This is a genomic window from Halorubrum sp. Hd13, from assembly GCF_002252755.1.
Classification (GTDB): Archaea; Halobacteriota; Halobacteria; order Halobacteriales; family Haloferacaceae; genus Halorubrum.
This window is the reverse complement of sequence record NZ_NHOY01000099.1, coordinates 1-11,542: the sequence shown is the minus strand read 5'-3', so window position 1 is coordinate 11,542 and position 11,542 is coordinate 1. Positions and strand designations below refer to the sequence as shown.

The 11,542-nt window shown below is 72.0% G+C and carries 13 protein-coding genes; 6 read left to right on the top strand and 7 right to left on the bottom strand.

The features are described 5' to 3' along the window. Positions 1 to 76 precede the first annotated feature (76 nt). The 4 genes from DJ81_RS12945 to DJ81_RS12930 all read left to right on the top strand — a co-directional run bounded on the left by DJ81_RS12945 (position 77) and on the right by DJ81_RS12930 (position 2,723). Complete coding sequence (locus DJ81_RS12945; RefSeq protein ID WP_094523925.1) at positions 77 to 379, top strand: hypothetical protein; 303 nt, start codon at positions 77 to 79, stop codon at positions 377 to 379. 72 nt (positions 380 to 451) lie between these two features. Beyond that, the gene (locus DJ81_RS12940; protein WP_094526094.1) at positions 452 to 1,372 is read left to right on the top strand and encodes a DNA adenine methylase; all 921 of its coding nucleotides are present in this window, start codon (positions 452 to 454) and stop codon (positions 1,370 to 1,372) included. A gap of 86 nt (positions 1,373 to 1,458) precedes the next feature. Next, positions 1,459 to 1,908 (top strand): universal stress protein, encoded by a 450-nt coding sequence (locus tag DJ81_RS12935; RefSeq protein ID WP_094526095.1) that lies wholly within the window; start codon positions 1,459 to 1,461, stop codon positions 1,906 to 1,908. Next, on the top strand, positions 1,908 to 2,723 hold the full coding sequence (locus DJ81_RS12930; RefSeq protein ID WP_094590048.1) for a DUF63 family protein: 816 nt from the start codon (positions 1,908 to 1,910) through the stop codon (positions 2,721 to 2,723). The genes DJ81_RS12935 and DJ81_RS12930 overlap by 1 nt, the downstream gene beginning before the upstream one ends. A gap of 65 nt (positions 2,724 to 2,788) precedes the next feature. Here the strand turns inward: DJ81_RS12930 and DJ81_RS12925 are convergent, their stop codons facing one another. The 5 genes from DJ81_RS12925 to DJ81_RS12905 all read right to left on the bottom strand — a co-directional run bounded on the left by DJ81_RS12925 (position 2,789) and on the right by DJ81_RS12905 (position 6,645). Beyond that, complete coding sequence (locus DJ81_RS12925) at positions 2,789 to 3,271, bottom strand: DUF456 domain-containing protein (protein WP_094557066.1); 483 nt, start codon at positions 3,269 to 3,271, stop codon at positions 2,789 to 2,791. Positions 3,272 to 3,337: 66 nt separating this feature from the next. Next, the gene (locus DJ81_RS12920) at positions 3,338 to 3,919 is read right to left on the bottom strand and encodes a DUF2150 family protein (protein ID WP_094526098.1); all 582 of its coding nucleotides are present in this window, start codon (positions 3,917 to 3,919) and stop codon (positions 3,338 to 3,340) included. 176 nt (positions 3,920 to 4,095) lie between these two features. Further along, on the bottom strand, positions 4,096 to 5,256 hold the full coding sequence (locus tag DJ81_RS12915) for an SDR family oxidoreductase (protein WP_094590046.1): 1,161 nt from the start codon (positions 5,254 to 5,256) through the stop codon (positions 4,096 to 4,098). Then, the gene (locus DJ81_RS12910; protein WP_094522065.1) at positions 5,253 to 6,113 is read right to left on the bottom strand and encodes a TatD family hydrolase; all 861 of its coding nucleotides are present in this window, start codon (positions 6,111 to 6,113) and stop codon (positions 5,253 to 5,255) included. The genes DJ81_RS12915 and DJ81_RS12910 overlap by 4 nt, the downstream gene beginning before the upstream one ends. Before the next feature lie 76 nt (positions 6,114 to 6,189). Then, complete coding sequence (locus tag DJ81_RS12905) at positions 6,190 to 6,645, bottom strand: YbhB/YbcL family Raf kinase inhibitor-like protein (RefSeq protein ID WP_094522066.1); 456 nt, start codon at positions 6,643 to 6,645, stop codon at positions 6,190 to 6,192. A 137-nt stretch (positions 6,646 to 6,782) separates the two neighbouring features. On the opposite strand from DJ81_RS12905, the gene DJ81_RS12900 reads away from it, so the two are divergent. Next, on the top strand, positions 6,783 to 7,301 hold the full coding sequence (locus DJ81_RS12900; RefSeq protein ID WP_094526100.1) for a hypothetical protein: 519 nt from the start codon (positions 6,783 to 6,785) through the stop codon (positions 7,299 to 7,301). A 70-nt stretch (positions 7,302 to 7,371) separates the two neighbouring features. Here the strand turns inward: DJ81_RS12900 and DJ81_RS12895 are convergent, their stop codons facing one another. Then, a complete protein-coding gene (locus DJ81_RS12895; protein ID WP_094522068.1) occupies positions 7,372 to 8,427 on the bottom strand; it encodes a succinylglutamate desuccinylase/aspartoacylase family protein in 1,056 nt (351 codons plus the stop codon). A gap of 73 nt (positions 8,428 to 8,500) precedes the next feature. Beyond that, entirely contained in the window at positions 8,501 to 9,769 is a 1,269-nt protein-coding gene (locus DJ81_RS12890; protein WP_094526101.1) for a hypothetical protein, read from the bottom strand. Positions 9,770 to 9,889: 120 nt separating this feature from the next. On the opposite strand from DJ81_RS12890, the gene DJ81_RS12885 reads away from it, so the two are divergent. After that, the gene (locus DJ81_RS12885) at positions 9,890 to 11,245 is read left to right on the top strand and encodes a RimK/LysX family protein (RefSeq protein WP_170938325.1); all 1,356 of its coding nucleotides are present in this window, start codon (positions 9,890 to 9,892) and stop codon (positions 11,243 to 11,245) included. Positions 11,246 to 11,542 lie beyond the last annotated feature (297 nt).

Here is an 11,542-nt window from a genome sequence, read left to right as displayed (position 1 = left end):
AGCTTATCTGAACACGAGGCGCCCCACCGCCCGTACTTTTATTTCGCCTCGCGTTCATCTACAGATACGAACAGCGATGTCAACGACACACGATACCTCCTCTGGTCGGCCGACGGTGCTCGACGCGGCGCAGGCGCGGCGGACGATCGCCGGGCTCTTCGACGGAACTGTCGCGACGGTCGCGGACCTCCGCGTCCGCGGCCGGTCGGACGAGATCGCCGACGAGCTCGTCGAGAGCCACCTCCCAGCGTTGGAGGAGGCCGGGTACATCGAGTGGGACCGCGAGGCCGGAACGATCGCGCCGGGGCCGAACTTCGAGGAGGCCGCCGCCCACGTCGCCGACCTCCCGAACCCCGACGTCGAGCCCGCCGACGACTGAATCCGGCGGCGAGTACCCCGACGACCGAGCCCGAGACGTTTATACGCCGCCGCGGGGGAGTCTCGACATCGCATGGCCGAGCCGATCCTGAAGTGGGCCGGCGGCAAGCGCCAGCTGCTCGACGAGCTGTACGCTCGGTTCCCGGCCTCGTACGGCCGCTACCACGAGCCGTTCGTCGGCGGCGGCGCGCTCTTCTTCGACCTGGAGCCCGATGACGCGACGATTAACGACGCGAACCCGCGGCTGATCAACTTCTACGAGCGGGTGCGCGACGAACCGGAGGCGCTGATCGAGCGGCTGGAGTCGTTCGACGACCCAGAGGCCGACCCGGACCCGTCGCTCCCGTTCGCAGAGGAGACTCCACGCGGTCACGACGTGGAGTGCTACTACTACCAGCAGCGAGCGCGGTTCAACCGGCGCCCCTACGAGGGGTCGTTCGACCCGCTGGAGGAGGCCGCCCTCCTGCTGTACCTCAACCGGACCTGCTACAACGGCCTTTACCGCGAGAACGCCGACGGCGGCTTCAACGTCCCGATCGGTCGGTACGCGAATCCGGACTGGGTCCAGCGGGACCGGATCCGCCGCGCGAGCGACGTGCTCGCGGACGCGACGCTCCGCAACGGCGACTTCGCCTACGTCCTCGACGTCGCCGATCCCGGCGACCTCGTCTACTTCGACCCGCCGTACGAGCCGATGAGCGCGACCGCGAGCTTCAACGAGTACAGCGCCGAGGGGTTCGACCGCGAGGACCAGCGCCGGCTTCTCGACGTCGCGAGCGAACTGGACGAGGCGGGGGTCCGGGTCGTGGTGAGCAACAGCGGCGTGATGGAGGGGCCGTACGCCGACGCGGGGTTCCGCGTCGAGCTGGAGGACGCGACCCGCGCGATCAACAGCGACGCGGACAACCGGGACGCGGTCGACGAGATCGTCGCGACGAACGTGCCCCCGGACGAGCGGCGCGAGGCGCCGCAGCGCGAGCTCTCCGGCTTCTGAGCCCTGCTCTGCCGACGCCGTCGTCGGCTCCGGCGCGCCGACCGCATGGGGCGGGCTTTTTGAACTCCCCCGACGACGTCCCGCGTATGACCGATCTCGATATCGACCTCGTCCTCGTTCCCGTCGACGGGAGCGAGGAGTCCCACGAGGCGGTCGACTACGCGATCGCGGTCGCCGCCGAGTACGGCGCGAGCGTCCACGCCCTGTACGTGTTAGACGAGGACGTGGTCCGCGCGATCGACCACGGCGTCATCGACGAGAGCGACGTCGCCGACGACACCGAGGCGTTCACGGACTCCGTCGCGCGGCGCGCGGAGTCCGCCGGGGTGCCCCACAGCAACTCCGTCGCGGCCGGCTTCTCGACGTCGGTGAAGACGGTTCACCCCGGCAGCGTCGTCCTCGACACCGCCGAGGAGCTGGAGTCCGACTTCATCGTCGTCCCGCGCGAGCCCGTCTCCGGCGACCCGGGCGAGGTGCTGGGGAAGGCCGCCGAGTACGTCCTCCTCTACGCGAGCCAGCCGGTCCTGTCCGTCTGATGGCCGGCGCGATCCCGTTCCTCCCCGCGGGCACGACCCTCCCACCGCTCCCGTACCTCGTCGCCGTCCTGCTCGCGGCCGGCGCGGTCGGCGTCGCGCTCCGGCGGCGCCCCCCGCGAGTCACCGGGCGCCACGTGCTCGCGCTCGCGCCGTGGATGGCGCTCGGCTCCGCGGCCCACGTGCTCTACGTCGTCGGCGCGCTCCCGCGCGCGCTCGCGCCGCTCGCCGGCTCCCCGACCGTCTACCTCACGGTGGGGTCGCTCGCGGGCGCGACGTGGCTCGCGCTGGCGACCGCCCAGCCCGAACGCGTCCCGACGCTCCTCGCCGCCGCGGGCGCGCTCCTCCTCGCTCCGGTCGTCGGGGCCGCGCTCGCGACCGGAGTATCCCCGGCCGGCGCGCGGTGGTCGACCGTCTCGCTGGCGGCGACCGTCCCGATCGCCGCCGCGGTCTGGGTCGGTCTGACGCGCCTGCGCCCCGAGACCGCGGTCACCGGCGCGGTCGGCGCGCTCGCGGTGTTCGGCCACGCGCTCGACGGCGTCTCGACCGCGGTGGGCACGACCCAACTCGGCTTCGGCGAACGCACACCCGTCTCCCGGATACTCCTCGAACTCGGCGGGATCCCCCCGGTCCCGGTGCTCGGCGAGGGGTGGGTGTTCCTGCTGGTGAAGCTCGCGGTCGCGAGCGCCGTGGTCTGGCTGTTCGCGGAGTACGTTCGAGACCGCCCGTCGGAGGGATACCTCCTGCTCGGCTTCGTCGCCGCCGTCGGGCTCGGGCCGGCGGCGCACAACCTGCTGCTGTTCGCGATCGCGGCGTGAGGGGCGGGCGGCCCGAGACCGCCGGGTGACGGCGCGGCGCCTCGCGACCCCGTTCCGGGCCGCTCTCAGAGGACCGAGAGCGCGAACGCCGCGGTGACGCCGGCCAGCATGACCGCCTGTACGAAGGGGCCGGCGAAGACGCCGATCACCGCGTAGGCCGACCGCCGAACGGCGACGCGGGTCTCGCCGGGGTGCTCGTAGAGGCCGTCGAGAAAGACGGTGCCGCCCAGCCCGACGACGAGGCCGATCGGGCCCATCACGAACAGCAACACGACGCCGACCGCCGTGCCGAGGGCGATGGTCCGCGTCGACGCGCCGCCGAGCCGTCCCGAGACCATCCCCGAGACGAGCTCCACCGCGGAGGCCAGGAGCGAGACGAGGACGAGCCCGAGGAGAACGCCGAGCCCCGGCTCTGCGAAGCCGGTGGTGTACGCGTAGCCGACGACGGTCAGCGCCGCGAGGACGCCGCTCGGCACGAGCGGGAGGAACGAGCTGACCGTCCAGATCACGAGCAGGACGATCGCGATCTCGGCCGCGGGGAGCGCCATACCTCGCTAACGTCGCGCGGGTTCAAAACGGTTCATCTCGGACGGGGCCGTCGTCCGCCGCCGAGCTCAGTCCTCTTCCTCGACGACTTCCGGGTCCTCAATCGCGGACTGCAGGGAGTCGAGCCCGTTGACCCACTCGGAGACGAGACCGTACTCCAGGTCCTCGACGACGTCGATGTCGAGCGTCTCGCCGTCGATAACGCGGGTGCCGGCCTGCACGACGTAGCCGAGCGCGGCGTCGAGGTCGTCCTCGGCCTCGGCCTCGGCCGCGGCGCGAACGAACTCGGTCACGTCGCCCTCGACGACGCCGCCGACGACGTACTCCTCGGCCGCGTAGAAGACGGGGACGAGCGAGGTCTGGACGCCGTCGATCAGCATCACCTTGTCCTCGTCGTCGAAGTCGACGTCGGCGAGGACGATGTCGCGCACGCCCCGGATCTCCTCGACCGCGCGGTCCTCGTCGATGCGGTCCTCGTCGAGCGCCGCGAGCACCTTCACGACGGCGATCGCCGCGTCGTCTTGGAGGTTCAACAGGAGCCGCGCAGAGTCCTCGTTCTCGGGGTCGAGATCCTCCTCCTCCAGCCGGTCGAGCCAGTTCTGCCAGCGGTCGTCGGTATAGAACGTTTCGACGGCGTCGTCGTCGGTCATGTGCGGTACGTCGCCCGGACTACTCAAATGCCTTTCCTATCGATCGCCGCGAGAGAGGGCGTCTCACCCGCTCGGCGGCGGGATTCGGGGGATCGGCGCTCCCGTCCCGCGTTCGGGTCGCGTCCCGGCCGCGCCAGCGGCTCGCGCTCTCTGGTGCGGAGCGTTCGACGTGCCCGTCACGTCATCGGATCGTCGCCGACCGACGGGTTCTCCCGGGCGAACGCCACGAGGCGGTCGACGTACGACTCGAACGGCGGGACCGAAACTCCGGTCCCGGCCAGCGCCTCGTCCGCGTTCGGACAGCGGTAGCGGGTCGGGTGGTCGAGGTAGTCGATCGTCGCCGGCTCGACGGCGACCCCCGCGGCCGAGAGCAGGCGGGCCGCGGCCTTCGCCGCCCGCTTCGGGATCGGGACGCTCACCGTCCGGCGGTCGGCGGCGTCGCTCAGCGCCGCGACGAACGCCGGGACCGTCAGCGGGTCCGGGTCGCAGAGCTGGAACGTCTCGCCGACCGTCTCCGGTCGGGCGCTCAGCGCCGCGATCGCGTCGACGACGTAGTCGCGCGGCACGACGTTCAGTTCGGTCTCGGCCGCGCCCGGAACCGAGAACGCGACCGCGAGCCGTTTCGGCTGCGCGAAGAGCAGTCGGAGGAGGTTGTACGGCCCGTCGAGCTTGTCGGTCTCGCCGGTCTCGCTGTCGCCGACCGCTATCGCCGGGCGGTAGACGGTCGCCGGGAGCCCGTCGCCCATCCGCTCGCGCACCGCGACTTCCGCCCGGTACTTCGACGCCTCGTAGTGGTTGTTGAACGACTGGCCCTCGCGGAGGCGGTCGGCGGTGAAGACGCCGTCGTACCGGCCGCTGACGTAACACGTGCTCACGTAGTGGAGGCGGTCGACGTCGAGCCGCTCGGCCGCGTCGAGGACGCGCTCGGTCCCGCAGACGTTCACGGCCTCGGCGAGGTCGGCGTCGACGCTCAGGTCGTAGACGGCCGCGAGGTGGTACAGCTCGTCGACGCCACCCAGCAGCTCCGGGTCGTCGAGCGCCGACCCGAGCCCGAGGTTCGGCTCCGTGAGGTCGCCCTCGTAGAGGTGGACGGCCGAGGCGCGGGGGTCGCTGCCGGGCACGCCGTCGTTCCCGGGCGCGTCGCCGCCGACCGCAGCGACGATCTCCCGGGCGCGCCGCTCGGCGAGGTCGCGGTACCGCGGCTGGATCAGACAGGCGACCGGGCCGTCGCCGCGGGCGAGGACCCGCCGGAGCAGCGCCGAACCGAGGAACCCGGGGAAGCCAGTGAACAGGACTTCGGGCGGCGCGGCGCGGGCGGCCGCGGCGGCGTCGCTCACGGCGTCGGTCCCTCTAGGGTCGCCTCGGTGTCGATCCCGTACACCGCCTCGGGCGTCTCGACGTGCGCGCGGCGGACCGCCTCGTCGTACCCCTCCCCTAACATCCAGCGGACGCGGCGCGGGACGGTCTTCGGGCCCATCACCATCCCCGGCTTCTCGGGGTCGTCGACGAAGTCGGTCTCCATCAGGAACGGCTCGCCGGAGTCGGCGGCGCGCTCCAGCCGGTCCTTCTCGCTCATCACGCTCGGAGTCGGGCCCGCGAGTCGCCCTTCGGCGTAGTGTTTCACGACGTTCGTCGGGTCGAGTCCGGACTCCTCGGCGACGGCGGCCAGGTCGGTGAGGTCCTCGCTGGCCTCGGTGTGGAGCTGCACGGCGCAGTCGAGCGCGGCGCCGAGTTCGAACGCGCGGCGGGTGACCGCGTTCGAGGCGTCCCAGACCGCGTCGCTCACGTCGTAGTGCGGGCGGCCCGACTTCAGCGCGAGCGCCCGCCCGTCGGCGACGAACTCGCTCGCGACCTCCAGGCCGCCCTGCATGAGGTCGCGGGCCGCCTCGGGCGCGAAGCCGCGTTCGTCGACCAACCGGCTGATCAGGCCCGGATGGACGCCGAGGACGGGCCACGCGCGGCCCGGGAGGACCTCGGTCGCGGCCGCGACCGCGTCGAGCGTCTCCTCGAAGACGGGCCGGAAGTCGGCCGGCTCGTCGGGCTCGACGCCGAGGTGCCACGAGGGTTTGTTCACGACGAGCAGGTGGGTGCCGCCGAGCCGGACGAAGTCCTCGACGGCGTCGATCCCGCGCCCGTGGCGCGGGTCGAGGTGGAGGTGGTTGTCCAGCACCGGCGTGTCGAGGTCCTCGGTCATGGTCGGTGGTTCGCCCGCGACGGAATATAGGACTCGGTCGCGAGCTCGCTGCGGCTCCGACGCCCGCCGTCGCCCGTCACGGCGGATACGTCCCCTCGATCCGGGCCTTGGCGACGATCCGCCCGGTCATCGCGTCGATGAGGTCCTCCCTGTCGGCGGACGGCGGGAGGCCGATCGGCTCGTCGACCGCGTAGAGCCGGAACCGGTAGGTGTGCTCGCGGTCCGGCGGGTTCGGCCCGCCGTAGCCGTGCTCGCCGAAATCGTTCTGCCCCTCGGTCGCCGCCGTCGGCGACCAGCCTTCGGGGATCGCCTCGCGACCGGGGTCGATGTCCCAGACCAGCCAGTGGTCCCACACCGTTCCCGCCGGCTCCTTCGCGTCCGGGTCGTCGACGATGAGCACGAGCGCCGCCGCTTCGTCGGGGACGCCGTCTATCCGCAGCGGCGGGTTCACGTTCCGCTCCGCGTAGCCGTACTCCTCGGGGATGCGCTCGCCGTCACCGAACGCCGTACTCGATAGTCTGAGCTCGCTCATGTGATCACCCGTCCGGATCTGGTCCGGACGCGTTGCGATTGTCACGTCGACGGCAAAAGCGTTCCCGCGGATCCGCCGTTCCGACGGACGGCGAGCGCGGAAACCCTCAAGCCCGGCCCGGCCGAAGGGAGTCCCGAATGGTATCCCGCCTCGCGGCCGCCGGCCTCCTCGCGGTCGGCGTCCTCCTGATGGCGAACCCGCTGTACCTCCCTGTGGCCGTCGGCGAACCCGATCCGGCGTACACCCATACGGTGCAGCCGGTCCAAGGCGGGTCGTCGGTGGCCGATTCCGGGGTGGACGCCGAGGGGCTGAGCGACGGCGACGTCGTCGACTACGGCGACCTCACCCCCGAGGCCCGAGAGGCGTTCGACCGCGCTCGCGAGGCCGAGGGCGGGTTCGGCGTCGGGGAACCGGACGCCCGCGTCGACTCGCTGTCGTACCCCGCTGAGCCGACGCTCGGCGACGGGCTGGTGATCGTCGACTACCGAGGCGAGCGCTACGAGTTCTGGACGCGGACCGTCGCGCGCGAGCCGGGGGCGGTGGTCGCCCAGCGGGTCCTCCTCCAGCCGGTCGCGTTCCTCGCGGGCTTCTTCGCGGTCGTCGCCGCCGTCGCGGTCGCGTACCGCGGACGGCTCGGTGGGACAACCGTGACGTGACCGCGTCGTCAGGCGGCCCAGTCCGCTGATTCAGACGGTTCAGTCCGCCGGCTCCCTCGGCTCCGACGGTTCAGTCCGCCGGCTCCGACGGCTCAGACGACTCCGGCTGCCCCACCGGGGTCGGCGAGTCCCCGGTCTCGATCGCGCGGCGGACCGCCTCGTCGATCTCGACGAGGTGGCAGAGGGGGTTGCCGGGGTAGACGACGGGGTTCTCCAAGAGTCCGATGAGGAGTCCGGTGAAGGGGGCTTCGACCCCGACCGCGTCCTCCTTGAACGGGTTGGTGATCGTCGCTATCCGGTCGCCCTCGCGGACGAGCGACCCGCTCTCGAAGTGGGTGTCGACGATGCCGCCGGAGTCGGCGCGGAGCCACGTCTTCTCGCCCGCGCCGGCGACGATGGTCCGCCAGCCGGGCCACCGCACCGTGTCGGTCTCGAGCAGTCCGTACTCGGCGAAGACGGAGCGCACGCCGTCGAGGGCGTCGTCGATGAGCGGGCGCTGGAAGCGGTGGGCCTCGCCCATCTCGATCGTGATCGTGGGGATCTCGGCGGCCGTCGCCTCGCCGCGGAGGGTGCCGGTCGGCCCGTCGCTGTCGATGATCACCTTCGAGCCGAACGCCATCGCGAGGCGGTGCACGCCGGCGTCGGCCATGTCCGCGCGGACGTGGAGCATGTTGGTCCGGCCCCGCGTGGAGGTGTGGAAGTCGAGCCCGAAGTCGCAGGGCTCGATGAAGTTGGAGTATATCTGGTTCGCCATCCGCTTCGAGCTCGTCGAGCCGGGCTCGCCAGGGAACGAGCGGTTGAGGTCCCGGTCGTACACCGGGAGGTACCGCTGCTGTGCGATGAATCCGGGGACGTTGAGGACGGGGAGGCAGACGAGGGTGCCGCACAGCGACGAGAGGTCCCAGTCGTGTGCGACCTCGCGCACCACTTCGATCCCGTTGAGCTCGTCGCCGTGCGCGGCCGCCGTGAGGAACACCGTCGGCCCGTCGCGCTCGCCGTTGACGATCGTCACTGGGATCCGAACCGGGTCGCCGAGGTAGGTCTCGCTGATCCCGTAGCGGATGTTCTGCGTCTCGCCCGGCGGCACCGCGCCGCCGTTGTACGTGAACATCCGATCGTCGCTCATGTCACGAGGGAGCAGGGCGGGGGGTATATATATGACGACCCGGTCGCCCCGCGGCCGGACCGGCGGTCTCCGGTCATGGATCCCGTCGGGTCACCCACTCGGCCCGCGACGCGTGCTCCCGCGCCCGCTCCGCGATCGCCGCCCGATCCAGCGGGCCGTCCTCGGTTATCACCCCGGTCAACAGATCCCCCGGAACGCGCTCGAAGATCGGGTTCGCGACGCCGATCGGGCGGTCGCCGTCGTACACCGTCGCCGCGTCGCCCGACTCCCGAACGACCTCGTCGGCCGTCGCGATCTTGTCGGCGGCGGCGACGACGTACACCGGGACCGCGGCCTCGGCCGCCGCCAGCGCGAGCGGGTACGACCCGACCTTGTTCGCGACGTCGCCGCCGGGCAGGACCCGGTCGGCGCCGAGCAGGACGCACCCCACCTCACTCTCACGAACGAGACCGGGGAGCGCGGCGTCGGTCGCGAGCGTGACGTCGACGCCGGCGGCGGCGAGGCCCTCCGCGGCGGCCACCCCCTCGCGGCTCGGTCGGGACTCGCCGACGACGACCGGGCGCCCGACCCGACGCAGCGTGTGCGCGACGGTTCCGGACCGCGACAGCGTCGCCGTCTTCCCGGACGCGTCCGCGAGGGCGGCCGCGGCCCGCTCCGCGGCTTCGCGGTCCGCGTCGAGCGCGTCGTCGAGCGCGTCGACGGCGCGGTCGTGGATCGCTTCGGGGGTCCGGTCCGAGCCGATCATCGCCCGGTCGACCCGGTTCCGAACGACGACCATGCTCGGGCGGGCGCGGCGGAGCGCGCGAGCGCGGTCCGCGATCCGCTCGACCCCGCCGTCCAGGGCGCCGAACGCGACCGCGCCGGCCGTGTCGCGGACCACCTCCAGCGCCCGGACGGAGAGCCACGCGGCGCCGTGCGTCTCGTCGGTCCGGAGCAGGTCGACGTCGGGCGCGACGCGGCGGTAGCTCTCCCACAGCCGCGGCGCCGCCTCGCGCGTGAGGAACGCCGTCGGCGACAGCCACTCGCCGTCGACGGCCATCGGGTCGGCCGCCGCGTCGTCGCCCGCGCCGCCGGCGCCCTCGAACAGGAACGGGTACACGGTCCGGTCGGTCGCCCCGTCCGAGACCGACAGCGGTTCGCCGCCGCGGACGAGTTCGAAGCCGCCGCTCGGGGCCGCCCCTCGGAGCACGCGTCGCGCGCTCTCCGCCGGGTCGGTCTCGTCCGCGCGCACCTCGCCGACGAGGGCCTCGAGCGCGTCGGCGGTCCCACCGCCGTCGGCGCGACGTGCGGTGCAGAACACCCTCGCGCGGCGTCGAGCGAACGCCCTGACGATAGCGGTCACGCGTCCGCGTTCGGTCGCCGGAGCAATAACCGTGCGCGTCCCCGGTCGATGTCTTCGCCCTGTCGCCGCCGACCCTCACCGATCGGGCGACCTTTTACCCGGGGCCACGCAGGTGTGGGCATGAGTTCGGACCCGGTCCGGGTGGGAGTGCTGTCGCTGCACAACAGCAAGGAAACGAAGGCGATCTGCAACGCGGTCGAAGACCTGGGGCACGAGCCCGTCTGGCTCCGCGAGGAAAACGCCGCGATCAGCGTCGAGGACGGCGACGTCTCGGTGGAGCCCGCCGTCGATGTCATCGCGAACCGCCTGCTGTTGTCGAACACCGACCAGCCCGCCGAACTGCTCGGGCTGGCGACGACGTTCGAGCGCATCAGGCCGATGCTGAACGAGCCGAACGCCGTGCTCGCGTCGATCCACAAGTTCGCGACGGCGGCGACGCTCGCGGACTGGAACATCCGCGTGCCCGACGCGCTGCTCGCACTCTCGAACGACCGGCTCAACGAGGGGCGCGAGCGCTTCGGCGAGGTCGGCGTCTACAAGACCGCGATCGGGACGCACGGCGGCGGCACGTGGAAGGTCGACCTCACCGAGCGGGTGAACCCGAAGGTGGGCAACCGACAGGCGTTCCTCCAGAAGCTCATCGACCGCGACGACGAGGAGCACCGCGACCTGCGCGTGTACATCGTCGGCGACGAGATCGTCGGTTCGATGTACCGCTACGCGCCCGAGGGCGACTGGCGCACCAACGTCGCGCTCGGCGGCGCGGTTGAGGACGCCACCGACGACATGCCCGAGGAGGCCGCCGAGACCGCGCTGTACGCGGCCGACGTGATGGACCTCGACTACGCCGGGGTCGACCTCGTCGAGGGGTACGAAGGCTGGTACGTCCTCGAAGTGAACCCGACGGCCGGGTTCAAAGGGCTCTACGAGGCGACCGGCACGAGCCCCGCCCCCCACATCGCGCGGCTCGCTATCGAGACGGTCGGCGGCGAGGTCGACGACGACGAGGTCGAGCGCATCGCGGCCACGCTCGACGACTCGCGGCCCTCCTGCGCGCCCGCCCCGAAGCCGAGCCCGACCGAACAGCCCGACATCGGCTACATCGAGGAGGTCGTCGTCACCGGCACCTCCGGCTCCACGCAGGCGCTCGCGAAGTCCGACACGGGCGCGACCCGGACGAGCATCGACACCCAGCTCGCCGCCGAGATCGGCGCCGGTCCGATCAAGAGCATGACGCGCGTGAAGTCGGGCAGCGTGAAGGGCGGGAAGGCCCGCCCCGTCGTCGACCTCGTGATCGGTATCGGCGGGAACCAGCACACCGTCACCGCCAGCGTCGAGGACCGCGGCCACATGGAGTACCCGCTCCTCCTCGGCCGCGACATCCTCACGGACTACCGCGTCGACGTCCGACGGCGCGCCGACACCGACGAGACGGAGCGCACCGAGGCCGGCGAGATCCTCGAAGAGGAGGAGTAGACGGGTTCGCGGTCGACTATTTAAGGAATCACGGTGGCGCGCCTCCGAGCGGTCGCCACCGGCGACCGCGAGGAGACCGCGAGGGAGTCGGTCGCCGCAGGCGACCGACGAGGCTGGGGAGGCGTGAGGTGCGGGGCGGTCGCGGTCCCGCGAGCGAAGCGAGCAGGAGCACGGAAGTCGCAGCACGCGCAGCGAACGAAGTGAGCGAGCAGGACCGTCTTCCGGCGGTCCCGCGAGTCCTCACGGCTGGGGCTTTGGAAGTGTTCACCGTCACTCCGGGTCGTGTTAACTTAAGCA

What these genes read in the sequence shown, in the direction of transcription:
- DJ81_RS12945 (WP_094523925.1), top strand. Translation starts at nt 77, where the DNA reads ATGTCAACGACACACGATACCTCCTCTGGTCGGCCGACGGTGCTCGAC.
- DJ81_RS12940 (WP_094526094.1), top strand. Translation starts at nt 452, where the DNA reads ATGGCCGAGCCGATCCTGAAGTGGGCCGGCGGCAAGCGCCAGCTGCTC.
- DJ81_RS12935 (WP_094526095.1), top strand. Translation starts at nt 1,459, where the DNA reads ATGACCGATCTCGATATCGACCTCGTCCTCGTTCCCGTCGACGGGAGC.
- DJ81_RS12930 (WP_094590048.1), top strand. Translation starts at nt 1,908, where the DNA reads ATGGCCGGCGCGATCCCGTTCCTCCCCGCGGGCACGACCCTCCCACCG.
- DJ81_RS12925 (WP_094557066.1), bottom strand. Translation starts at nt 3,271, where the DNA reads ATGGCGCTCCCCGCGGCCGAGATCGCGATCGTCCTGCTCGTGATCTGG.
- DJ81_RS12920 (WP_094526098.1), bottom strand. Translation starts at nt 3,919, where the DNA reads ATGACCGACGACGACGCCGTCGAAACGTTCTATACCGACGACCGCTGG.
- DJ81_RS12910 (WP_094522065.1), bottom strand. Translation starts at nt 6,113, where the DNA reads ATGACCGAGGACCTCGACACGCCGGTGCTGGACAACCACCTCCACCTC.
- DJ81_RS12905 (WP_094522066.1), bottom strand. Translation starts at nt 6,645, where the DNA reads ATGAGCGAGCTCAGACTATCGAGTACGGCGTTCGGTGACGGCGAGCGC.
- DJ81_RS12900 (WP_094526100.1), top strand. Translation starts at nt 6,783, where the DNA reads ATGGTATCCCGCCTCGCGGCCGCCGGCCTCCTCGCGGTCGGCGTCCTC.
- DJ81_RS12895 (WP_094522068.1), bottom strand. Translation starts at nt 8,427, where the DNA reads ATGAGCGACGATCGGATGTTCACGTACAACGGCGGCGCGGTGCCGCCG.
- DJ81_RS12885 (WP_170938325.1), top strand. Translation starts at nt 9,890, where the DNA reads ATGAGTTCGGACCCGGTCCGGGTGGGAGTGCTGTCGCTGCACAACAGC.